The sequence below is a fragment of the Psychrobacillus sp. OK028 genome, from assembly GCF_900103605.1.
Taxonomy (GTDB): Bacteria; Bacillota; Bacilli; order Bacillales_A; family Planococcaceae; genus Psychrobacillus.
Genome location: NZ_FNHY01000002.1, coordinates 285,920 through 309,396, shown reverse-complemented (window position 1 = coordinate 309,396; position 23,477 = coordinate 285,920). Strand labels below are relative to the sequence as shown.

19 protein-coding genes, 1 other RNA gene and 1 other annotated feature are annotated in these 23,477 nt (G+C 36.7%); of the genes, 4 read left to right on the top strand and 16 right to left on the bottom strand.

The genetic code is table 11. The features are described 5' to 3' along the window. Window positions 1–8 precede the first annotated feature (8 nt). The 4 genes from BLR36_RS04700 to cymR form a co-directional block, all read right to left on the bottom strand. Window positions 9–665: a tetratricopeptide repeat protein gene (locus BLR36_RS04700; protein ID WP_093060568.1), complete on the bottom strand. Its 657-nt coding sequence runs from the start codon at window positions 663–665 to the stop codon at window positions 9–11. A 15-nt stretch (window positions 666–680) separates the two neighbouring features. Beyond that, complete coding sequence (gene mnmA, locus BLR36_RS04695; RefSeq protein WP_093060567.1) at window positions 681–1,793, bottom strand: tRNA 2-thiouridine(34) synthase MnmA; 1,113 nt, start codon at window positions 1,791–1,793, stop codon at window positions 681–683. An 88-nt stretch (window positions 1,794–1,881) separates the two neighbouring features. Then, window positions 1,882–3,012, bottom strand: coding sequence for a cysteine desulfurase family protein (locus BLR36_RS04690; protein ID WP_093060566.1), 1,131 nt, complete (start codon window positions 3,010–3,012; stop codon window positions 1,882–1,884). Window positions 3,013–3,022: 10 nt separating this feature from the next. Next, a complete protein-coding gene (gene cymR, locus BLR36_RS04685; protein WP_093060565.1) occupies window positions 3,023–3,445 on the bottom strand; it encodes a cysteine metabolism transcriptional regulator CymR in 423 nt (140 codons plus the stop codon). Window positions 3,446–3,583: 138 nt separating this feature from the next. On the opposite strand from cymR, the gene BLR36_RS04680 reads away from it, so the two are divergent. Continuing rightward, window positions 3,584–4,873: a replication-associated recombination protein A gene (locus BLR36_RS04680; protein WP_093060564.1), complete on the top strand. Its 1,290-nt coding sequence runs from the start codon at window positions 3,584–3,586 to the stop codon at window positions 4,871–4,873. A 412-nt stretch (window positions 4,874–5,285) separates the two neighbouring features. Here the strand turns inward: BLR36_RS04680 and BLR36_RS04675 are convergent, their stop codons facing one another. The 3 genes from BLR36_RS04675 to ssrS all read right to left on the bottom strand — a co-directional run bounded on the left by BLR36_RS04675 (window position 5,286) and on the right by ssrS (window position 6,578). Continuing rightward, entirely contained in the window at window positions 5,286–5,480 is a 195-nt protein-coding gene (locus BLR36_RS04675) for a hypothetical protein (RefSeq protein ID WP_093060563.1), read from the bottom strand. A 62-nt stretch (window positions 5,481–5,542) separates the two neighbouring features. Then, a complete protein-coding gene (locus BLR36_RS04670; protein ID WP_093060562.1) occupies window positions 5,543–6,304 on the bottom strand; it encodes a tRNA threonylcarbamoyladenosine dehydratase in 762 nt (253 codons plus the stop codon). An 89-nt stretch (window positions 6,305–6,393) separates the two neighbouring features. Then, a non-coding RNA gene (gene ssrS / locus BLR36_RS04665) (6S RNA) lies at window positions 6,394–6,578 on the bottom strand. Between the two features lie 190 nt (window positions 6,579–6,768). Between ssrS and BLR36_RS04660 the strand changes: the two genes are divergently transcribed. Both BLR36_RS04660 and BLR36_RS04655 read left to right on the top strand, forming a co-directional pair. Next, window positions 6,769–7,395: a LysE family transporter gene (locus BLR36_RS04660; RefSeq protein ID WP_093060561.1), complete on the top strand. Its 627-nt coding sequence runs from the start codon at window positions 6,769–6,771 to the stop codon at window positions 7,393–7,395. A 71-nt stretch (window positions 7,396–7,466) separates the two neighbouring features. Further along, window positions 7,467–8,708: an MFS transporter gene (locus tag BLR36_RS04655; RefSeq protein ID WP_093060560.1), complete on the top strand. Its 1,242-nt coding sequence runs from the start codon at window positions 7,467–7,469 to the stop codon at window positions 8,706–8,708. A 43-nt stretch (window positions 8,709–8,751) separates the two neighbouring features. On the opposite strand, the gene BLR36_RS04650 is transcribed toward BLR36_RS04655, so the two are convergent. The 3 genes from BLR36_RS04650 to hisS all read right to left on the bottom strand — a co-directional run bounded on the left by BLR36_RS04650 (window position 8,752) and on the right by hisS (window position 12,438). Further along, complete coding sequence (locus BLR36_RS04650) at window positions 8,752–9,018, bottom strand: YqhV family protein (protein ID WP_371326699.1); 267 nt, start codon at window positions 9,016–9,018, stop codon at window positions 8,752–8,754. 358 nt (window positions 9,019–9,376) lie between these two features. Further along, window positions 9,377–11,152 carry an aspartate--tRNA ligase gene (gene aspS / locus BLR36_RS04645; RefSeq protein ID WP_175453979.1) on the bottom strand — a complete coding sequence of 592 codons (1,776 nt, stop codon included), beginning with the start codon at window positions 11,150–11,152 and terminating at the stop codon, window positions 9,377–9,379. Further along, window positions 11,149–12,438: a histidine--tRNA ligase gene (gene hisS, locus BLR36_RS04640; protein ID WP_093060789.1), complete on the bottom strand. Its 1,290-nt coding sequence runs from the start codon at window positions 12,436–12,438 to the stop codon at window positions 11,149–11,151. Before hisS ends, aspS begins: the two co-directional genes overlap by 4 nt. A 184-nt stretch (window positions 12,439–12,622) precedes the next feature. Beyond that, window positions 12,623–12,860 (bottom strand) — a binding site (T-box leader). A 113-nt stretch (window positions 12,861–12,973) separates the two neighbouring features. Between hisS and BLR36_RS04635 the strand changes: the two genes are divergently transcribed. Next, window positions 12,974–14,524, top strand: a complete 1,551-nt coding sequence (locus tag BLR36_RS04635; protein ID WP_093060557.1) for an SH3 domain-containing protein — start codon at window positions 12,974–12,976, stop codon at window positions 14,522–14,524. 68 nt (window positions 14,525–14,592) lie between these two features. On the opposite strand, the gene dtd is transcribed toward BLR36_RS04635, so the two are convergent. The 6 genes from dtd to secDF form a co-directional block, all read right to left on the bottom strand. Next, complete coding sequence (gene dtd / locus BLR36_RS04630) at window positions 14,593–15,030, bottom strand: D-aminoacyl-tRNA deacylase (protein ID WP_093060556.1); 438 nt, start codon at window positions 15,028–15,030, stop codon at window positions 14,593–14,595. 27 nt (window positions 15,031–15,057) lie between these two features. After that, a complete protein-coding gene (locus tag BLR36_RS04625; RefSeq protein WP_093060555.1) occupies window positions 15,058–17,250 on the bottom strand; it encodes a RelA/SpoT family protein in 2,193 nt (730 codons plus the stop codon). A gap of 129 nt (window positions 17,251–17,379) precedes the next feature. After that, window positions 17,380–17,892 (bottom strand): adenine phosphoribosyltransferase, encoded by a 513-nt coding sequence (locus tag BLR36_RS04620; RefSeq protein ID WP_093060554.1) that lies wholly within the window; start codon window positions 17,890–17,892, stop codon window positions 17,380–17,382. Beyond that, window positions 17,883–20,237 carry a single-stranded-DNA-specific exonuclease RecJ gene (gene recJ / locus BLR36_RS04615; protein WP_093060553.1) on the bottom strand — a complete coding sequence of 785 codons (2,355 nt, stop codon included), beginning with the start codon at window positions 20,235–20,237 and terminating at the stop codon, window positions 17,883–17,885. Before recJ ends, BLR36_RS04620 begins: the two co-directional genes overlap by 10 nt. A 485-nt stretch (window positions 20,238–20,722) precedes the next feature. Next, entirely contained in the window at window positions 20,723–21,073 is a 351-nt protein-coding gene (locus BLR36_RS04610) for a LapA family protein (RefSeq protein ID WP_093060552.1), read from the bottom strand. Window positions 21,074–21,158: 85 nt separating this feature from the next. Further along, window positions 21,159–23,435, bottom strand: a complete 2,277-nt coding sequence (gene secDF, locus BLR36_RS04605) for a protein translocase subunit SecDF (protein WP_093060551.1) — start codon at window positions 23,433–23,435, stop codon at window positions 21,159–21,161. Window positions 23,436–23,477 lie beyond the last annotated feature (42 nt).

The following is a 23,477-nucleotide window of genomic DNA, read 5'->3' as shown; positions in this document are numbered from 1 at the left end:
GAGTTTCATTAATTGCGTAGAGAAATCATGTCATACACGTAGCGTGCTTGATCATAATTTGGTTGAAGCGTAAAAGCTTCTTTTAAATGGGATAATGCAGTTTCCGTATCAGAGGTAGTAACAGCATATAAAACACCAAGATTGTAGTGAGCATCAGCATTTTCTGCATCCATCTCTACTATTTCTTTAAAAACAGGTTCTGCTTGTTCAAACATCTCTAAACTAGCAAGAGCGATACCATAGGATAGTTTCACCTGAATATCTTCAGGTGCCAGCTCATACGCTCTTTGTAAATAGGGAAGTGAGAGCTTTGTTAGCCCTTCTTTTTCAAGACTCTTCCCAAGCATATAATAAGCGTCAGGTCCTTCAATACCACTTACGATTGCTTTTTCATATAACTTAGCTGCTTCCTCAAATCGCTCCGAATTATAGTATAAGTTTGCAAGACTGTAATAGGCCGTTGCTGCATCCTCATCTAATGTGATAGCTTTTTGGAAAAACTTCTCTGCTCGTTCATCCTCATTCATCGATGATAAAAGATTCCCAAAATTAATATAACCGATTGCTTCTTCTGGATTTTCTTCAATTGCTTTTGTAAAATATTCTACTGCTTTTTCGTAATTCTCTTCTTGTATAGCTTGAATTCCTAATTCATTGTAGTTCATGAATATTACCTCCAGTTATCCAACATAATCTAGTTTATGGCCATCTTTGAAAACTTCATCAATGGTTGCTCCACCTAAACATTCATCACCTTGGTAAAACACTACGGCTTGTCCTGGTGTAATAGCACGCACAGGCTCATCAAATATAACTCGAACTCGGTTAGCATCTATCAATTCCACGAGTACACCTACATCTTCTTGGCGATAACGGAATTTAGCTGTAGCTTTGAAAGATTGTGGTTTTTCTAATGTTGTTGTAAAAGATAAATCAGTAGCCGTTAAACTTGTTGAAAACAATGCATCATTGTTAATGTTTTGCCCAACAAGTAATACATTTCTTTCCAAGTCTTTCCCTATTACGAACCAAGGATCACCTGAACCACCAATTCCTAGACCATGACGTTGACCAATTGTATAATACATCAATCCATCATGCTGTCCCATCACTTTTCCATCCATTGTTTCCATGGCACCTTGTTGCGCAGGTAGGTATTGGCTCAAAAATTCCTTAAAATTTCTTTCGCCAATGAAACAAATTCCAGTGGAATCCTTCTTAGTCGCTGTAGCAAGACCTTGCTCTAATGCAATTTCACGCACTTTTTTCTTTTCCAGATGTCCAATTGGGAACATTACTTTTTCCAATTGTTCTTGATTTAATTGATTCAAGAAATACGTTTGATCTTTATTATTATCTCTGCCACGGAGCATACGAGTTTGACCATCGCGAACTTCAACTTGTGCATAATGACCAGTTGCCAAGTAATCTGCACCTAATGCTAATGCATGCTCTAAAAAGGCTTTAAATTTAATTTCTTTATTACACATTACATCTGGGTTAGGAGTTCGACCTGCTTTATACTCTTCTAAAAAGTAAGTGAAAACCTTATCCCAATACTGTTTTTCAAAGTTTACTGCATAATAAGGAATACCTATTTGGTTGCAAACTTTTATCACGTCTTCATAATCTTCTGTGGCAGTGCACATACCAAATTCATCTGTGTCATCCCAGTTTTTCATGAAAATGCCTATTACATCATAACCTTGTTCTTTTAGTAGATAAGCGGCAACGGAAGAATCTACCCCTCCGGACATTCCTACTACTACTCTTGTATCTTCGTTCTTTTTCATCCTATTCACTCATTTCACTTCAATGTTTAACTTCATTGTAGGGCATACAAACTCAAACTAAATGAAGTTAAAATTTAGCGAGTTTGATCTATAAAACTATTTTGCTTATTTTATATGCTGCTTCTATCACTTGCTCCTGTGTGTTATTTAATCCGAAACTAAAACGGACCGAATTTCGCAGCTCTGGTGTATTCTCTCCAAACATCGCTACTAATACATGAGAAGGATCAATAGAACCGGCAGTACAAGCAGAACCACTAGATGCATCAATACCAGCTAGATCTAATTGCACTAGAAAAGTCTCCACGTCTGTATTCGGAATACTAATATTCAATACATGCGGAAGCACTGTTTCATATGAGCCATTCACTTTAAAAGGGACCCCAAGTCTCTTTAATTCTGATATGAAAGTTTGTTTTAATTGTTTATAAGCTACAGAACTTTCCGTAAGAGCTGCTTGTTTCAATTGGACTGCCTTTGCAAATGCAACAATAGCTGGTACATTTTCCGTTCCTGCCCGTTTTTTTCGTTCCTGCTGACCACCATAAAAAATGGGCTTAAGCATAATACCTTTTCGCTGATATAAAAAACCTATCCCTTTAGGTCCATTGATTTTATGACTGGAAACACTTAGTAAATCAATTTGTGCTTTATGAACATCTATTGTCAAACTTCCAAATGCTTGTACAGCATCTGTATGGAAATAGGCTATATGATCCTTCAACAGCTCTCCAATTTCCTCGATTGGTTGAACAACGCCTACCTCATTATTTGCAAACATAATAGAAACTAAAATAGTATCTTTTCTTAGCGAACTTTTCAAGTCATCGACACTGATTAATCCCTTTTGATCTACAGGTAGGTACGTTACTTCAAAACCATCTTTTTCAAGCTGTTCACAAGCGTGAAGCACCGCATGATGTTCGATTTGCGTTGTAATTATATGCCTGCCTTCGCTCTGTCTAGCATAAGCTGTGCCAAAAATAGCATAATTATCTGCCTCCGTACCACCGCTAGTAATGGTAACTTCCGTCTCATGGGCTCCAATACTTTTAGCTAAAATCATTCTAGCATCATCCACTTTTTTTCTTGCTTTTCTACCAGTTTGATGGATGCTAGATGGATTTCCGAACTCTTCCTTCATTTCAGCTGTATAGACTTGAATTACTTCTTCGGCCATCGGTGTTGTGGCTGCATGATCCAAATATATTCTAGTCATTTTAAACTCCTTATATATAAAACATATATCCAGCGTTCCCTGGATCGTCTTCAGTATATTTTGCAAGGTCTTCAATTGTAGTTGTATCCAGTACATTTTTTACCGCGTCTCGTATTCGCATCCATAATTCTCGCTGTGGTGGTGCTTCCTCTTCAATTCCCTCGACGATTTGAATAGGACCCTCCAAAACTCGAATTACATCACCTGCTGTGATTTCACTGGGTATTTTTGAAAGCATATAACCACCGTATGCTCCCCTTACACTCTTCACTAGTCCTGCATTTCTAAGAGGTGATACAATCTGTTCTAAATAGGCTTCAGACAAATTATATTCTCCAGCAATTTGTCGTAGGGCAATAGGACCTTCTCCGTACTGCTTGCCTAGAGCCACCATTATCGTTAAACCGTATCTTCCCTTTGTTGAAAATTTCAATATAATTCACCTCATAAGATTAAAAAAATTCTTTCCCTAGTATAGCATAATTACACGGTATATCGACTTCAAAATGACTTTTGAGACAATCTTCTATATAATAAAAGAACAAACGTACGAAAAAAAGGAGAGATCATGTTGCAAAACGAACCTTTAGCATATCGAATGAGACCTCAAACTATAGACGAACTCGCTGGTCAACAGCATGTTATAGGAGAAAATACCGCATTATATAAAATGATAAAAAACGGACATGTACCGTCTATGCTTCTATACGGCGACCCCGGAGTTGGCAAAACTTCTCTAGCATTTGCCATAGCAGGTACGACAAAACTTCCCTTCGTTGCATTAAATGCTACGAAAGCTGGAAAAAAAGATGTAGAAGATGTAGTAGCTGATGCACGAATTAGCGGAAAAGTTATACTGTTCCTAGACGAAATTCATCGATTCAATAAGCTACAACAGGATACATTGCTTCCCCATGTAGAAAATGGTTCGATTATTTTAATCGGTGCAACAACTGAAAATCCCTATCATGATGTAAACCCAGCAATAAGATCACGTTGCGGAGAGATCAAACAACTAAAAAGACTGACAACAGATGACATAGATTTACTTTTAAAAAGAGCGTTAGAAGATAAGATTAAAGGTCTTGGTCAAATGAATATTCAAATTACCGATGTTCAACGAAAGCTAATAGCTGATGCTGCAAACGGTGATGCTAGAAAGGCTTTGACTTTATTAGAATCTACTATTTTTGCAAGTTTTGAAGAAAATGGAGTAACGATTGTTGAGGATTCCACCTTAAAAAGCCTTGTAGATCGGGTTGGTGTGTTCGGGGATAAAAAAGGCTCTCACTTTTATAATTTGCTGTCAGCGTTACAAAAATCGGTCCGTGGTAGTGATACCGATGCGGCTCTCTATTATTTAGCACACTTATTGGAAAATGGAGATTTAGTAGCCGTATCCAGACGATTACTGGTGATGAGCTATGAAGATATTGGACTTGCTAATCCATCTGTTGGACCACAAGTGTTAGCAGCTATTCAATCTGCGGAGCGGTTAGGATTACCAGAAGCAAGAATTCCATTAGCAAATGCAATTGTACTTATGTGTTTATCAGAAAAATCTAATTCAGCTTATCAAGCATTGGACGCTGCCATTAATAGTATTCATCAAGGAAAAACCGGAGATATTCCAAGTCATTTAAAGGATACACATTATGCAGGAGCTGCTGATTTAGGGCATGGTGGTTATATTTATCCGCATGACCATAAAATCGGTACTTTTGGAGGCTGGGTCAATCAAACCTATTTGCCAGACAATCTAGTAGGAAGTACTTTCTACCAGCCTATTGAAGCCGGTGAAGAAAAAAGATTAGCCGCTATATATAAGCGATTAGAGAAATTTAAAATAGAAAAACAATGAGAAAAACCAGGCAAAAAGATGCCCGGTTCTTTAAGGTCAAAACCTGTTTCTATCGTTTTCGAGGGACTTCGGACAGACGTTTTGCTTTATGGTTCCCGAGTGATTTTAGGAATGCTATTGATTGTGACGTCCATCACAACCAATAGCATTTCGTTTTTTCGGCAATCTTATGGCGTTTGTCTTTCCGTCGTCCACCTAGCTCATTGCTCCCCCCGCAAAGGCCAACAGGATGTTGGTCACGAAGGCGTTGCCACACGATGTGGCGCTCTTAGCCTTTGTACCTAACCTGTAACAGAAATCAGTAGTATTATTTATTCTAATAAACAACTTGATCACAGTGCTCCAGGGACACAATTATATTTTCTTTTAAAAAACAAAAATCCAGTCCTTGTAGGGACTGGATTTTGATGTATTAAACACCCATCTTACGTCTTGTATTACTAACTTTTTTAGTCTGTTGGCTTTTCATTTTCTGATTACCAGTAGAACCGTTAAGGGAATTTTTATTACCTGTAGATTGATTCTTTTTTTCTTCAAGCTTTTGCTTAACTGCTTCTTGAAGCGTCATTTTCTTTTTTGGAGCTTCTTGGTTATTTGTTTCAGTCATTGTATTTCCCCTCCTTGTATACATACAATTAGTATAAATCATCAGGAAAAAACTTCAAGCAATTACTTTACTCGATTTATATGAATATTTTTTGAAATGTCATTTATAACCCAGCTAGCACATATTAAACCGACTGTAGATGGAACAAATGCATTAGACGAGGGTGGCATTTTTGCTTTTCTAATAGCCGCTTCTGGTTTCCCAACTGTTTCAACTACATCTTCTCGTACAATAATTGGACTTTCATCAGAAAATACAACCGGAATACCCTTTGTTATATGATCTTCCTTACGAAGCTTCGCACGTATAACTCTTGCAATCGGATCTGTATGAGTTTTTGAAATATCGGCAATCTTAAAGCGAGTTGGATCTGTTTTATTGGCAGCACCCATGCTTGAAATAATTTTAATATTACGTTTTAAACATTCTTTCATCAAGTGAATTTTATAAATGATCGTGTCAGATGCATCAATTACATAATCAATATTCATCGCAAAAAATTGTTCATACGTTTCTTCTGTATAAAACATATGCATATCGATAACTTCACATTCAGGATTAATGTCGGCAATTCGTTCCTTCATTACTTCTGATTTAGAACGTCCGATCGTTGATATGTATGCTACTAACTGGCGGTTTATATTCGTAATGTCGACATTATCCTTATCTACTAATATAATTCTGCCCACACCACTTCTTGCACAAGCTTCTGCTGCAAAAGAACCAACTCCACCAACGCCTAAGATAGCCACTGTTGTATTTTTTAGTAATTCTATACCCTCTTTACCTACTGCAAGTTCATTTCTTGAAAATTGATGTAACATAAAAACACTCCATTTAAATCAGATTAGTAGGATATAATCCCATGAAAAACCCTCCAGCAAAATTGCTAGAGGGATATTGAAAAAATGATACGAATCCCAATCGTGCCGACAAATAAAGCGTATCGTTTTGAACCCGCAAGTTGCAGGTGGGTGTCCTCTTTATTAATCCTGGCGTCCCTATTAAGGGCATGTCATTCATAATAAAAGTTAGACTCCCAACGATATAATTGTTCGGTCAAAACTGATTGGCAAATTGCGAACACATCAGGATTCGTGTTATTTGTATAATAGCACATCAATCTCGAAACATCAATCATTTTGTCGTTCATTTTACTAACTATTCTGAATAATAGGTAAATAGAATTAATTTGGTTTAAGTCATCTGTAATAATATTTAGCTCCATCAGTTGTAAGGTTAGTCCATCATGAATATGATTCATCATAACGAAAAATGGAGGACATGAATGAATTCTTTAAGTACATATTTCTTGTTAGGAATCTCCTTGGCAGCACCAATTGGACCTGTTAAAGCGACACTTCTAAATACCGGAATAAAAAATGGTTTTTTCCATGCTTGGTTTTTTGGGATGGGGGCTATAGTTACAGATATTATTTATATGCTCTTGGTTTATTTTGGAGTTGGTCAATTCATTGATTCTCCATATATGCGAATATTTTTATGGTGTTTTGGCTTTTTTGTGCTTATGTATACTGGAATCGAAAACTTACTGACGTTAAACAATATTTCTATGGATCCTAAATTTCGAAAAATTGTTCGATTACGTCACTCTATGCTTGCCGGTTTGCTAATGGCTTTTTTGAATCCGTTAACAATTCTATTTTGGCTAGGCATTTACGGCTCTATTTTAGTAAGTGGCGGAGGTCAAATATCTGGAATTGAAACCATTATAATTAGCTTAGCCATATTACTTGGTATTGGACTTGTAGATTTTATTATGGCTTTCTTATCTAGTAGTTCACGAAATTTGTTATCCACTCCTGTTTTAAAAGTCGTTTCATTTATTTCATCTTTATGTATGATTGGTTTCGGGATCTATTTTGGCATGCAAGCATTCAAAGCATTGTTTTAAAAACTAGTTGAACGTATATTGTAATCCTTAGAGGAAAACATACCTTAAAGATCATTAGTTGAGGTGTGCAAATGATAAAAAATAGTAATCAAAATGACAATGTAAGTATATGGTGCGTAATAAGTTTGGCTTCAATACCACTCGTCATGACACTTGGCAATTCCATGCTGATTCCTATCCTACCTGTTTTAGAAAAAAAGGTAGGTATTAGTTCCTTCCAATCCAGTATGATTATTACTAGTTATTCCATTGCAGCTATTTTTCTAATACCTGTGGCAGGATACCTATCTGATCGTTTCGGGAGAAAGGTCGTCATTTTACCTAGTCTTATTTTGGCACTAATTGGCGGTATTGTTGCGGGTTTTGCTTCATGGAAAATGGACGACCCCTTTATTTGGATTATCATCGGAAGAATCCTTCAAGGAATAGGTGCTGCTGGTGCAATGCCAATAGTATTGCCATTGGTCGGGGATTTATATAAGGATGACGATGAGAAAACCAGCTCCTGTCTGGGAATTATAGAAACCTCTAACACCTTTGGAAAGGTTTTAAGTCCTATTCTAGGATCGGTTTTGGCTGCAGTACTATGGTTTTTACCTTTCTTTTCAATATCAATTTTCAGCTTAATTTCCATCCTATTGATATTTTTCTTTGTAAAAGTTCCTAAAGAGAAAGACGAACCAATAAAATTCAAAGACTTTATGAGTAACACTAAAAAAACCTTTAAAAAAGAAGGCAAATGGCTATTAACCGTATTTATAAATGGTGCTTTTGTCATGCTTTTATTATTTGCCGTGTTATTTTTCTTGTCCGAAATGCTTGAAAAAACACATAATATAAAAGCGATAAAAAAAGGATTTGTGTTAGCCATTCCACTTCTTATGCTTTGTATCGCTTCTTATATAACTGGTCGAAATATTAAAGGAAATGTATCCACTATGAAAAAAATGACGATGATTTGTTTAATAATCATGTCTGTTAGTGTGGTATTTATAGGTTTTACAAAAGAAAAATTAATCCTCTTATTAATCGTCACAAGTTTGATGGGTATTGCCATAGGTGCCTTGCTACCTGTATTAGATGCACTAATTACTGAAAATATTAAAAAAGAAGAGCGAGGCACAATTTCTTCTTTTTATAGTTCTGCAAGGTTTATCGGTGTGGCAGCTGGTCCACCAATCATGTCACTTGTAATGAAAAATTATCTTAATATTAGTTATATATTTGCTGGCGTAATCGGAATTGCCCTCTTTTTCCTTGCGATGAAACTTATAAAGGTAGATGAAATCGAGGGTCAAAATCATAAAGTATAAATAGAATGGACTGGAAAGCTATACGCTAACCAGTCCATATTTTTCAATTTGATCTTAAACTATAAATGATAAGGATTATACCTGCGAACAAACAGACCATTCTTGTTAAGGATATTTTTTCAGACAAGCCAGTTAAGCCTATACCGGTTGTAATTATTAACACGACTGGGCCAACTAACGCTAATAATGAGTTGATATAAAAAGCTTTTTCTAAATCGTTAAATTTTATCATAAGCATTGCTGCAGATAACTCTATACTCCCTGAAAGTAATCTAAGTATGATAATAAATAATAACGCCTTCTCAATAATCAGTATCTTCTACCTCTCTTTAATAAAAGAATATGTACTATTGAAAATATATGTATTTCATAAATTTTATATTTGTATCCTCTTAAATAAGTTTATAAGAAATGCGCAAGCGTCCTTTAAGGTCAAAACCTTTTTCTATCGTTTTCGAAGGGCTTTGGACAGACGTCTTGCTATATGATAACCAACTAGCATCCCTAAATGAGCTATCACAGCGAGACGCATCCACCTGTAACGGAAATCAGTAGTATTTTTTATTTTAAAAAGTATATTGAACCCAGTGCTTACAGGGTATTTTATAAACTTAATTTTAAAAAAGAAGGATTCATCGCAGTAATAACACGATGAATCCTTCTTAAAATTATTTTGTTGTCTTCAATTTCAAACTCAAGCTTAACTCATCTAACTGAGCCTCTGCCACTGGGCTAGGTGCAGAAGTTAATAAATCACTCGCACTAGCTGTTTTCGGGAATGCAATTGTATCACGTAGATTAGTTCTTCCTGAAAGAAGCATCACTAATCTATCCAATCCAAATGCAACTCCCCCGTGTGGAGGTGTCCCATATTCAAAAGCTTCCATTAAGAAACCAAATTGAGCCTTCGCTTCTTCTTCAGAGAAACCTAGAACTTCAAACATTTTTTCTTGAACGTCTCTAGAATAAATACGTAAAGAACCTCCACCCAATTCATAACCATTCAATACTAAATCATAAGCTTGTGCTCGCACTTTACTTGGATCAGAATCCATTAATGCAAGATCTTCATCAAAAGGTCTTGTGAACGGATGATGAGCTGCGTAGTAACGTCCTTCTTTTTCATCATATTCAAATAACGGCCAGTTGACTACCCATAAGAATTCAAAACGTGATTCATCGATTAAATCAAGTTCTTTTCCAAGTTTCAAACGTAGTGCTCCAAGTGCGTCTGCCACAACAGAAGTCTTATCCGCAACAAATAATAATAAATCTCCCGCTGTTGCCTCCAATGCTTGAATAAGGGTTGTTGCTGCTTCACCCTCAAAGAACTTAGCAATTGGACCCTTCAAACCTTCTTCGTCCAGTTTCAACCAAGCAAGTCCTTTTGCCCCGTATACTCCAGCAAATTCTCCAAGTGCATCAATATCCTTACGTGAATAATTAGCTGCTGCACCTTTGACATTAATAGCTTTTACTTGCCCACCTGTTTCCACAGCGGAAGAGAATACTTTAAATGAACTATCTTTTACTAATTCTGTAAGATCTACTAGTTCAAGTCCAAAACGAACATCTGGTTTATCTGATCCAAAACGATTCATCGCTTCATCATAATTCATACGATTGAAAGGAATGGTAACGTCTACACCTTTAACATCCTTCATAATCTTTTTCATCATACGTTCATTCATTTCCAAAATTTCGTCCATTGATAGGAAACTCATCTCCATATCAATTTGAGTGAATTCTGGTTGGCGATCTGCACGTAAATCCTCATCACGGAAGCAGCGAGCAATTTGATAGTATTTTTCAAATCCACCAACCATTAGAAGCTGTTTGAACAATTGTGGTGATTGAGGAAGTGCATAGAATTCTCCATCATGAACACGGCTTGGTACTAAATAGTCGCGTGCTCCTTCTGGAGTAGATTTAGTCAAAATCGGAGTTTCTACTTCTAAGAATCCTTCATCATCTAAGAAGCGTCTTACCGTTTTAGTAATATCTGAACGCATTTTAAATGTGTCATACATTACCGGTCTTCTTAAATCTAAATAACGATATTTTAAACGAATATCTTCACCTGCATCCGTTTGGTTCTCAATCGCAAAAGGAGGGTTTTTAGCTTCGTTAATAATACGTACTTCACTTGCATGTACTTCAATTGCTCCAGATGAAAGATTTTTGTTTACTTGGTTTGCTGCACGGGCAACAACAGTACCTTTTACTTCTATGATGTATTCATTGCGTAATTTGTCTGCAATTTGGATAGCTGACTCAGAAATTTCAGGATTGAAAACTACTTGTACTAGCCCAGTACGATCACGCACATCAACAAAGATTAATCCACCTAAATCTCTACGTTTTTGTACCCACCCGATTATCTGGATCGATTCACCGATTTGTTGCTCATTTAATTGTCCACCTGTATGCGTTCTACTCATTATTCCTCTGCCTCCAACTGTGTTGAACTATTCTTTATTTGTTCTACTAATGAACTAAATGGAACTAAATTTTGAGTACCAGTTGCCAAGTCCTTCAACATAGCACTTTCTTTTTCTAATTCATCATCACCAATCACTATTACATATTTTGCTTTTAAGCGATCGGCTGATTTCATTTGTGTTTTCATTTTACGGTCTAAATAATCCATCTCTGCTGTAACTTTTTGCTGTCTAAGTTGATACGTCAGTTCGACCGCTTTTTTCTTAGCAGCTTCACCTAGCCCTATGACATAGACATCTAATGTCGACTTCTCTGACCATTCTTTGTTTTCAGCTTCAATAGCCATCAATAGTCTTTCAATACTCATGGCAAATCCAATCCCAGGAGAATTTGGTCCACCTAGTTCTTCTACTAGACCGTTGTATCTTCCACCACCAGCTAGCGTTGTGATTGCTCCAAAGCCTTCAGCTGCACTCATAATTTCAAATGCAGTATGGTTGTAATAATCCAAGCCACGTACCAAGTTTGGATCTACCTCAAATGGAATATTTAAAATCGTTAAGTATTCTTTAACTTTTTCAAAATAAATTGCCGATTCTTCGTTTAAAAAGTCAGTTAATGAAGGCGCAGTTTCCATTAAAGGATTATTACGATCTACTTTACAATCCAATATTCGTAGTGGATTTTTTTGTAATCTATTTTGACAATCGGAGCAAAACTCTTCAATATGGGGGTCGAAGTGACTAACTAGAGCAGCTTTATGTGCCACTCTACTTTCTGAGTCCCCAAGGGAATTAATCACTAGTTTCAGCTTTTTCAATCCAGCGTTTTGATAGACTGACATTGCTAAAGAAATTACTTCCGCATCAATTGCTGGGTCTGCACTTCCTATTGCTTCAATTCCAAACTGTACGAATTGACGGTATCTGCCTGCCTGTTGACGTTCGTAGCGGAACATTGGTCCCATATAGTAAAGCTTCACAGGCTGATCTGGATAACCGAACATTTTATGTTCAACAAACGCTCTTACAGTTGACGCAGTACCTTCTGGTCGCAATGTGAGTGAACGATTTCCTCTGTCTTGGAATGTGTACATTTCTTTTTGAACAATATCCGTCGTATCTCCAACGCTTCTAGTAAATAAATCAGTATGCTCAAAAACAGGGGTTCTAATTTCTTTGTACTGATACATACGACATTGTTCTCTAATTAGTTCTTCAACTGCTTGCCATTTACCAGTTTCTGCTGGCAAAATGTCTTGTGTTCCTCTAGGTACTTTAATATCCATGGCAATTGCCCCTTTCTTGAATGCATAATAGAAAAGCTTATGCGCTAGCTTTGCCCCGACAACTGCTTGTAAGCCCGAATCGAATGCATCTTTCCAGCTTTCGACCGAGGAAATAAAAGCGATCTCGAGGGCCTTGGCGCTGAAGCTAGACATATAAAAAAGCTCTCGTCCCTTGCTAAAAATAGCAAGGGACGAGAGCTTATGTAAGCTTCCGCGGTTCCACCCTAGTTGGTCTTAAATAAAGACCCTCTCAGTTCTGGATAACGACCAGTTCCGTTTCTGCCTACTAAAGAAAAATCTCTTTCGACAAAAATCCTCTCGAATGTTGTTCACTGAATGCGTATGTAGGAAAGATTTCAGCCACGTCTTTCCCTCTCTTATCATTCGTTTTAGACAGCTACTTTTTCGGTCATCGGTTTGTTTTAGTTTTTGATTATACTTTATCTTAATGACGTAAGACAAATAAGTCAACCCTTTTGAAGAAAAGGTAGAATTTTTTCGCTAGACTATTTACAATGAGAATAGAGGTGATTCAATGAATGCTAAAATAATACATAAAATGACCATTATTTTTTTATCTGCATTTTTACTTATGCCCTACATACAAGCAGATGCCAAAGAAAATGAAGTTACCGTATATGTAACTTCATTAAAAGTAAGATCAGGTCCCGGTCTTACATATGATACGATCGGTTCTGTTACAAAAAATGACAAATTAAACGTAATCGGCAAAGAAAATGATTGGCTTCAAATTAATTTTGGAAATACCACTGGATGGGTTGCTAGTTGGTATACAACAAAAGAATCTCTTGAGTTTACGAACAAACAAATTATTTCAAAAGTAAATCGTTTAAATGTACGAACAGAACCTACAACCTCATCCGCAGTTATTGGTCAATTACAAGAGGGTGATTCTGCGAATGCATACAGATCTCAAGCTGATTGGATTGAAATTGACTTTCAAGGTCGAAAAGGTTGGATCAATCAATCCTATATTACTGTAACAGAGCAAACTAAAAACAAAGATACCTCCTTGCCTTCAAATGAAAATATATTTGAAGTTTCGGTCAATGCACTAAATGTTCGATCTAAAGCCGATTTAACCTCCAAGAAAATAGGAATGGCCTATAAGGGTGATCAATTTACTGTTTTAGACTCCGTTCATAACTGGGTGAAAGTTGAACTAGAAAACGGAGACAAAGGATGGTTGTATAGTTTTTATGGAACATTATCGAGTCCTGCAACAACTAAATCGGTAGAAAAAAACGGCACTATTACTATTCTCTATAATGGGACAAACCTGCGTTCCGAAAGCACAACCAATAGTGAAGTAATCACTAGGGCTGATGCTGGCACTACTTTTCAGGTTGCTGAAAAAGTAAATGATTGGTATAAAGTAATAATAAATAATCAAACTGCATATGTTGCAAGTTGGCTAGTTTCTGCATCATCCACTACATCCAATATTATTGAAACAATGAAAGATAAAAACAAAGTAGAAACAGAAAACAAAAAGGATATCCCTCGTAAAAAAGGCACTTTAAAAGGGCTAACTATTGTAATCGATGCAGGACATGGCGGGAATGACCGTGGGACAACCGGTGCCCTCGGAACAGATGAAAAAGATATTACGTTAATCACTTCGGAATTGCTTTCATCCAAATTACAAGCAGCTGGTGCTAATGTGATTTTAACAAGGGAATCAGATGAATATGTAGACCTTCGTAAACGTGTATCTATTGGACACCAAGTCGATGCGGATGCATTCATTAGCCTTCACTATGACGCAATCGATAATAGTTCGGTTAGAGGCTTTACAACATACTATATGCATAGCTATCAAAAAGAGCTCGCTAAGTATGTCCATAATGGGCTTAGTAAAATGGTTTCCTTAAAAGATCGAGGGACACAACCAGGTGATTATTTAGTTTTACGAGAAAATAGACAGAAAGCTATTTTAATAGAGTTAGGGTATTTAAGTAATCCTTCTGAAGAACGTAACGTAACTACCCAGAACTACCGTGAACAAGCTACACATGGTATTTATAATGGAATTATTAATTATTTTGATGCTCAATTAGATTAGTCCTTATTTTTGAAAAAAAGTTGTACAAATTACTCCGTATAAGAGTAATTTATACAACTTTTTTCTAATTATGCTTCTAACATGATGGTAACTGGACCGTCATTCGTAAAAGTCACGTCCATCATTGCTCCGAATACGCCAGTTTCTACTTGCAAGCCTTTCGCCTGTAGTTTTTCATTGAAAAGCTCCCATAAAGGCTTAGCAATTTCTGGTCTAGCTGCCTCGATAAAGCTCGGTCTTCTGCCTTTTCTCGTATCGGCGTATAAAGTAAATTGAGAAACAGACAAAATACCGCCACTCACGTGATCGATTGAATGGTTCATTTTGCCTTGATCATCCTCAAACAAACGTAGACCAACCACTTTCTCTACAAGAAAATCTATTTCTTTTTCAGTATCTGTTGACGTAATACCTACTAGTAATAAATAGCCTCTGTCAATTTTACCAGTGACTTGTCCATCCACTATTACACTTGCATTTTTACAACGTTGCAGTAACACTTTCATGAAAAGCTAAACTCCTTTGACTAGCAATTAATTGATAATACGTTGGACTGAATATATATCAGGTAATTGTTTAATACGATCTGCTATTCTGTTTAAATGAGCAGTATTTGAAATAAGAATAGTTAAATGAATTATCGCTATATCATTTTCTGATTTACCAGTTACTGCAGCAATATTCGTTTTAGATTCATTTACTACTTGTAACACTTCATTTAACAAGCCAGAACGATCATATGCTGATACTTCAATATCCACTTGATACTCTTTTTTCATTGTTGTATCCGATTTTACCCATTCAACTTCAATAATCCGAGAATTAGTATTATCGTTGTGAACATTTGGACAATCGGCACGATGGACTGAAACTCCACGCCCTTTTGTTATAAATCCGACTATTTCATCCCCTGGGACGGGGCTACAGCAGCGCGATAAGCGAATGAGCATATTCTCAATGCCCTTAACAATCACACCTGACTCTGTTGTCTTATTAACCGTAGGAGCTTGCATTTCAGTTGTTATCTTCTCTAATGCTTCTTCCTGATCTCGAATCTTTCTCATTTTTTCCGCTAAGCGATTCACAACTTGTTGAGCAGTAATACCATTAAAACCTACAGCTGCATATAAGTCTTCTTCTCCGGTAAATGCGTATTTATCACAAACTCTTTTTATATTTTCGTTTGTCAATACTTCTTTAATATCAAAGTCTTGGAATTTAATTTCTTTTTCTATTTGTTCTTTTCCTTTAATAACGTTTTCATCACGTACTTGCTTCTTAAAGAACTGTTTTATCTTATTTTTTGCTTGAGAAGATTGCGCTATTTTAATCCAGTCTCTACTCGGACCAAATGATTGTTTAGATGTTAACACTTCTATGATGTCGCCCGTTTTAAGCTTTGTATCAAGAGGAACCATTTTACCGTTAACTTTTGCACCGATTGTTTTATTTCCAACTTCTGAATGCACTCGGTAAGCAAAATCTATTGGAACAGAGCTTGCAGGTAGTTCTACGACGTCTCCTTTTGGTGTGAAAACATAAACCATATCTGAGAATAGATCAAACTTTAAGGATTCCATAAATTCTTCTGCGTTCGAAGATTCATGCTGATATTCTAAAATTTCTCTAAACCAAGTTAGCTGCGAATCAATTGTTTTTTTATCGGCTTCTACTTTTTTACCTTCTTTATAAGCCCAGTGAGCAGCTACACCAAATTCCGCAATATTATGCATTTCCTCCGTACGGATTTGAACCTCTAAAGGATCTCCATTTGGACCTATAACAGTTGTATGTAACGATTGATATAAATTTTGTTTAGGCATCGCTATATAATCTTTAAAACGTCCTGGCATTGGTTTCCAAAGCGTATGAATAACTCCTAAAACTGCATAACAATCCTTAATGCTATCTACGATGATTCTCATTGCCAATAAATCATAGATTTCATTGAATTGTTTGTTTTGGACGATCATTTTACGATAAATACTATAAATATGTTTTGGACGACCAGATATATCAGCTTCTACTTCCATTTCACTTAATTGTTTTCGTATATCTTCCATCACATTATTTAAGTAGGATTCGCGTTCTGTACGTTTTTTCTTCATAAAATTAACTATTCGATAATATTGCTGAGGATTTAAGTAGCGTAACGCAGTATCTTCTAGCTCCCATTTGATTGCAGAAATACCAAGTCGATGAGCAAGTGGTGCAAATATTTCTAATGTCTCATTAGAGATTCTACGTTGCTTTTCTTCTGGTAAATGCTTCAAAGTACGCATATTATGTAATCGATCGGCAAGCTTTATAAGGATTATACGGATATCTTGCGCCATTGCTATAAACATTTTCCTATGATTTTCGGCCTGCTGTTCTTCTTTAGACATGTACTTAATCTTGCCTAATTTTGTAACGCCCTCTACTAACAGGGCCACTTCTTCGTTAAATTGCTTTACTATATCTTCACGAGTGTATTCTGTATCTTCTACCACATCATGTAAAAAACCAGCAGCAACGGTTTCTGGATCCATTTGTAAATCAGCAAGAATACCGGCTACTTGAATAGGATGTAGAATATAAGGTTCACCCGAGTTTCGGAATTGTTCTCTATGTGCATGCTCCGCTAGCGCGTAAGCTTTCTTAACAAAGTTCACATGCTCTTCATTCATATAAGTAAAGAGTGTTTCAAACACATCTTCTGCCGTCTTCACTTGATCTTTAGCCATGCCAACTCACCTGATTTCGTTTTTTATTTCTAAAATAGTATATAAACTATATTGTATAAAAAAAAAGAGGGACTTGTAAAGTCCACCCTAAATAAGCTTGCTAACAGCAAACATTCAGCCGTATTGAGATTAATATTGCATCAAAGTACAAATATCGTAATTTTCTAATTTGTTACGTCCTTCTAAATACGTAAGTTCTATTAAGAATGCGCAACCCACAACTACTCCACCCAATTCTTCTACTAATCGAATTGTAGCATCTATTGTACCACCTGTCGCTAATAAATCATCAACGATTAATACACGTTGTCCTGGTTTAACTGCGTCTTTATGCATTGTTAATACATCTTTACCATATTCTAAACCATACTCAGCGCGAATTACCTCACGAGGAAGTTTACCTTCTTTACGAACCGGTGCAAAACCAACACCAAGCGCATAAGCAACTGGACATCCTGTGATAAATCCACGAGCTTCAGGTCCTACAATTACTTCAGCATTCACTTTTTTTGCATACTCTACAATTTGGTCAGTTGCGTATTTATATGCCTCTCCATTATCCATAATGGATGTAATATCCTTAAAACTAATGCCAGGTTTTGGCCAATCCTCAACTGTTGTTACATATTGCTTTAAATCCATATCTGCTCCTCCTCAGGAACGGTTTGTACTGCTTTTCGCTCTTCAAACCATTGTTTCAGCTCCACATACGGCGCGTATAATAATTTTTGTTCAAGTTCCATCTGTTTTTCTCGATGTTTGTATGAAGGCGCCTCAGATAAATCCTTTTTTGCAAGGTTATCATTGAGCACCAACATCCCATTGTCTATTCTAACAAAATTTAGTTCAAAAAACACCTTCGACATGAAATTAAATGTATTCTGACTCCAACCAGTATGTTTAGCTAATTGGTGAATATTCTGTTTCAATGCAAATGTCTTTCTTTTAGCAAGGAAAGAAAAATACCATTTGAATTGATCTCTAGTCGGCAAGCCCTCAAAATAAGAGGATTCATTCGTATAGAAATGTGCATAAATCCGTTTCCACGAACGATATTGCATGAGCTTAATAAGCGATTGCTCATCTTCTGGTAAGTCTAACAAAACAATAAATTGCGCATGGATAGATTGATCCAACAATTCGCTCGCCAAATAGAGTTTGCTGTCTATGGTAGAACTAAAATGTCTAATAGTATTTTCGTTAAATGCGATGTATACAGTATCCTCCATTGGAATAAGATCTTTCCAGCGATTCACTTGGCGTATTCCTCTAATATCAAATAGCTGCCATTCATCGGTTTTTATATCTTGTATCATCAGCTGTGGTTTTTTACGTCCATTCCATTCATTGATTTGTAAATCGCCAATAAACGATAATTTAGTAGTTGGAGCAATTTCATCAGCAAGCTGCCCTTTGCCAAATCCTATCGCATCTAATAGAACTGCTCCCTGTTTCAATTCCATTTTCAAATGATTTTGAGCGGAGCCAATTTTGCGGATGGATGAAACTTCTACATGTTCCAGGCAATAAACTGGTTTTGCAAAGTCCATGCCAAATGGAGCTAGTTTTTTTAAGGATTCAATGGATTCCGTAGATATTTCATCCATTTCAAGTGGCACGTCAATTGCTATAATCGGCATAAGTTGTTCCTCGGTCAAGCTTGTTTTAGCTTGTGCATTTAACCTCGCACGAAACTCATTCACATTTTCTAAAGGTAACGTCATACCAGCAGCCATAGGATGTCCACCGAAATGTGGAACAATATCTTGGTTTTTAGCAAGTTCATTATACATACGGAATCCTTCAATACTACGGGCAGATCCCTTTGCAATATTTTTTTCTTCATCAAATCCTAGTACGATAGCCGGTCTATAGAACTTTTCCACAAGCTTCGAAGCAACAATACCTAAAACCCCGGGATTCCAGCCGGCTTTCCCTACTACAATAACACTTGGTCCTTCCTGAGGTGGAAATTGCTCTAATTGCTCCATTGCCTCATCCGTAATTTGCTTGACGATGGCTTGTCGTTCTTTATTTTTTTCATTAAGCATACTAGCTAATGCAAGTGCGTGGTTTGGATTTTCTGTTAAAAACAAATCTACACCAGGAGCTGCTTCTCCTAAACGACCTACTGCATTAATACGAGGACCGAACATAAATCCAACGGTTTCTTCATCGATCGAACGAAGCTCTACACCGCTAACATTTGCTAGTGCTTCAATAGCTATTGAGTCTGATTGCTGCATTTGTTTTAAGCCTTGCTGCACTAAATAGCGATTTTCTCCTGTCAATGAAACAAGGTCTGCTATTGTACCAATTGCAACTAGATAAAAGTACTCCTTTGGAATTTCGCCTAATAAAGCATGCGCCACTTTAAAAGCTACTCCTACTCCTGCTAAATGTGGAAATGGATAGGTTGTATCTTTTAATCCAGGGTGAATAATAATATCAGCCATCGGCAAACTCTCACCAGGTTCATGGTGGTCAGTCACAATGACGTCCATACCTAATCCTTTTGCAAATTCAATTTGTTTTAAACCAGAAATACCGTTATCAACTGTAACGATTAGTTTTACGCCTTCATCGAAGGCTTCTTGAAACAGACGTTCACTTGGACCGTAGCCGTCTATAAATCTATTTGGAATCTTATAAATGACATCAGCACCAAGTGATTCTAGTGTTTTAACTAAGATAGTTGTGCTTGTAATACCATCCGCATCATAATCTCCATACACCATTATTCGTTCTTCCGTATCCACTGCTTGATTCACACGAGCTACCAGTGCTTCCATACCTGGAAGTAAAAACGGACTATGTAGTTGTTCTTCTGTTACATGTAAAAAAGATTTTGCATCCTCTACATGCACAAATCCTCTAGATGCCAATACTTTCGCACATACACTCGGGATGGAAAGTTCTTTTTCTAACATTTCTACTACTTCTATATTAGGCTTTGAAACTTGCCATTTTTTTTGAGATTGAATCATTTTATTCACTTCCTTGTAATCTATTATACCTTATTTGCATTAGAAGCGTTGCGGAAAAGCAGTTTGCAAGAGCATTATAAGATTCCTGAACTGATAATTAGTGGTAAACAATCAATTCCATAAAAGCATATTACAAAGAAGAATTAGATCAACGTTGATCTCCACACCGAGCGGACGCTTTCCATGGGCACGGCTCGAGGCGCTTTCCTTGCTCCTGCGCAAGCTCATCGAAAAAAAGATTTTCGCTAGGCTCAGTCCTGGATCTTCAGCTCGCTCTGTGATGTGCACCCAAAATGTTGAAGTTTTCTCACTCAACATGGGAGGTGCAAATCACAGCGAGAAAGTCGAAACCCCGCAGAAGCGTAGCGAACGAGGAGGCTCGTCCTTGCCCGCGAAAAGCGTCCACCTGAAACGGAAATCTATAGTATTGTTCACTAATTCTCCTCACTAAAAAACCTTCTGACGGATGTCAAAAGGTTTTTCACTTAAATAGTTGAATTTTCATCTTTTACGGTTACTGGCTCTTCAAAGAATTCTACTGGTTTTTCTTTGTAGGCTACTACCTCGTTTTGTAAAACACCAATGGTAGCATCTTTCTTTTCCATTTCTTTCTCCAAATGCCTCACTTTTCGAGATAATACAAACGAGCGATAAATAGCAACTGAACCACTTAGAAGCGCACCTAATAGTGCAGAGCCCAAGATAACAAGAATAAGGGGCCATTTAGCTGTTCCAAAAACATAGTTGACTGGAACAGTATCTACGTTATAAATAGCAAATAAAGCGATAATAATTGCGAATAGCAAACCGAATAATAATGACCATTGAAATTTCATATTGATCCTCCTTTTCTTTTTAGTATAGAAAAAAATGGAACAGAGTATATAAAAGTTATACCCTGCTCCATCTTACACTTAAACATTAAACGACAGGCTCATCAGAACCCCATTTTTTCTCTTCTTTTTTAACTTCTATACCACCAGTTTTACGCATTTCTTTCACTTTCAAATCAAACCAAATTTGTGCTGCAATGTAAATAGAAGAATACGTTCCAGCTAATAACCCGATTAATAGAGCGATAGAGAAGTTACGAATTCCTTCTGCACCAAATAACATTAAGGCTACAACTACTAAAATAACAGTAAGAACTGTATTGACAGAACGGCCAAGTGTTTGTCTTAGTGATTTATTTACAATCGTTGCAAGCTCGTCTTCTGATGTGATTTTAGCACTGCGTTGTAAGTTTTCTCGAATACGGTCAAATGTTACAATCGTATCATTTATAGAATAACCGACTATCGTTAACACTGCTGCGATAAACGTAATATCTACCTCTAAACGAAGAATACTAAATATGGCAACCATTAAGAATGCATCATGGAGTAGCGAAACAATCGATGCAACACCCATTCTCCACTCAAAACGGAAAGCAACATAAATGATTATTCCAATAGCAGCAAACGCTAATGCTTTTAAAGCATTTTTCACAAGTTCTCGTCCAACCGTATCAGAAACTGTGCTTACTTGAGGTTCAGCACCAAACTGCTCAGTCATTTCTATTTTTAGTGTTTTAACTTCTTCTTGTGTAAATTCATCTTTGTATCTAACTACTGCACTATCCCCGTTTTCTCCAGAAATTACAATATCATCTGAAGGCATACCAATACTTTCAATTTTCTCCGTAACAATTGCTTGAGTTAAAGGCTGAGTAGACTCAATTTGAACACGTGTACCAGAAGAAAAATCTATTCCAAGATTTAACTTGAACACACTCAAGATAATAATTCCAGCAATCGTAAGTGTTATTGAAGCAATATAGAAGATTTTACGACTATGAACAAAATCAAAACGATCAAATTTTGTTGTTAAGTCTAACGTATCTACTTCTTCTTCGGGAGCGTGCATTCTTTTCTTCGGAATTCCAAACCAACCAGGCTTATTATCAAAGTAACCACTATGAACTAGTAATCCTAGTAACACACGTGAAGCCCATACGGCTGTGATGAAAATAACTAATATACTAATGATTAACAGTGTAGCAAATCCTTTTACAGAACTTGTACCGAAGAAGAATAATACCGCCGCAGCTAATAATGTTGTAATATTTGCATCGAAAATTGCAGTAAAGGATTCTTTTGCTCCCGCATCAAATGCTTTCTTCACCGATTTACCAACACGTAATTCTTCCCTTATTCGCTCATAGGTTAGGATATTCGCATCGACTGCCATCCCTACCCCTAGAACAATTGCGGCGATTCCTGGTAGTGTTAATACTCCATTAATCCAATCAAAAATAACTAAAATTAAGAAAATATATACAACTAATGAAATAACTGCAATAATCCCAGGTAAACGGTAATATCCAATCATAAAGATGAAAATTGCCGCAATACCTATAATACTAGCTAAAATAGTACTGTTTAAAGCTTCTTCCCCAAATTGTGCACCTACTGAAGTAGAATAAATTTCTTCTAATTCTACTGGAAGAGCACCAGCATTTAAAATTCCGGATAGATGTTTTGTTTCATCTACCGTAAAAGCACCGGAAATTTCCACGCTATCCGAGTTGATACGTTGAGAAACTCGTGGAGCTGAAGTGAATTTTTGTTCTCCTTCAGGCTTCAAAGCTTCCTCTTTATAAGAATCCACGCCTTCTTCAAAGTCTAACCAAATTACTAGAACATTGTCTGGGGCAGGTTTTGCCGCAATTTCAGACGTAATCTCTGCAAATTTATTTGCATCTTTTAATTCTAAAGTGACGATAGGTTGTCCTTGTTGATCAAATGCAGCTTTAGCTCCACCTTCCTTCAAGTCCATCCCGTCTAGCATTATATTATCATCAGAATCTCGGAATGTTAGATTCGCTTGAGTTGAAAGCAACTCTCTGGCAGAGTTCTGATCATCTACACCAGCAAGTTGAACACGAATTCGGTTGCCATTTTCAATTTGAATACTAGGCTCACTTACCCCTAATACATCAATTCGACTAGTAAGCGCTGAAGCCGTATCAGCAACAACATCTTCCGTTATTTCTTGTCCATCTTTTAGTTCATTTACTTGATAAAGAACCTCAAAACCACCTTGAAGATCTAAACCCAGTTTAATATTATTTAAGACTCCTGTAACTGTAGGACTGATTGTCCCAGCAAAAATAACGAGTAGCAATAAAAACGCAACTATGCGTCCTCTAGTTTTCATATATAGATTTCCTCCTCAAAAAAAAGCAACAAGTTAATTATG

What these genes read in the sequence shown, in the direction of transcription:
- BLR36_RS04655 (WP_093060560.1), top strand. Translation starts at nt 7,467, where the DNA reads ATGATAAAAAATAGTAATCAAAATGACAATGTAAGTATATGGTGCGTA.
- BLR36_RS04625 (WP_093060555.1), bottom strand. Translation starts at nt 17,250, where the DNA reads ATGGCTAAAGATCAAGTGAAGACGGCAGAAGATGTGTTTGAAACACTC.
- recJ (WP_093060553.1), bottom strand. Translation starts at nt 20,237, where the DNA reads ATGATTCAATCTCAAAAAAAATGGCAAGTTTCAAAGCCTAATATAGAA.
- BLR36_RS04660 (WP_093060561.1), top strand. Translation starts at nt 6,769, where the DNA reads ATGAATTCTTTAAGTACATATTTCTTGTTAGGAATCTCCTTGGCAGCA.
- BLR36_RS04620 (WP_093060554.1), bottom strand. Translation starts at nt 17,892, where the DNA reads ATGGATTTAAAGCAATATGTAACAACAGTTGAGGATTGGCCAAAACCT.
- mnmA (WP_093060567.1), bottom strand. Translation starts at nt 1,793, where the DNA reads ATGAAAAAGAACGAAGATACAAGAGTAGTAGTAGGAATGTCCGGAGGG.
- hisS (WP_093060789.1), bottom strand. Translation starts at nt 12,438, where the DNA reads ATGGATATTAAAGTACCTAGAGGAACACAAGACATTTTGCCAGCAGAA.
- secDF (WP_093060551.1), bottom strand. Translation starts at nt 23,435, where the DNA reads ATGAAAACTAGAGGACGCATAGTTGCGTTTTTATTGCTACTCGTTATT.
- BLR36_RS04635 (WP_093060557.1), top strand. Translation starts at nt 12,974, where the DNA reads ATGAATGCTAAAATAATACATAAAATGACCATTATTTTTTTATCTGCA.
- BLR36_RS04690 (WP_093060566.1), bottom strand. Translation starts at nt 3,012, where the DNA reads ATGACTAGAATATATTTGGATCATGCAGCCACAACACCGATGGCCGAA.
- BLR36_RS04700 (WP_093060568.1), bottom strand. Translation starts at nt 665, where the DNA reads ATGAACTACAATGAATTAGGAATTCAAGCTATACAAGAAGAGAATTAC.
- BLR36_RS04610 (WP_093060552.1), bottom strand. Translation starts at nt 21,073, where the DNA reads ATGAAATTTCAATGGTCATTATTATTCGGTTTGCTATTCGCAATTATT.
- BLR36_RS04675 (WP_093060563.1), bottom strand. Translation starts at nt 5,480, where the DNA reads ATGACTGAAACAAATAACCAAGAAGCTCCAAAAAAGAAAATGACGCTT.
- dtd (WP_093060556.1), bottom strand. Translation starts at nt 15,030, where the DNA reads ATGAAAGTGTTACTGCAACGTTGTAAAAATGCAAGTGTAATAGTGGAT.
- BLR36_RS04670 (WP_093060562.1), bottom strand. Translation starts at nt 6,304, where the DNA reads ATGTTACATCAATTTTCAAGAAATGAACTTGCAGTAGGTAAAGAGGGT.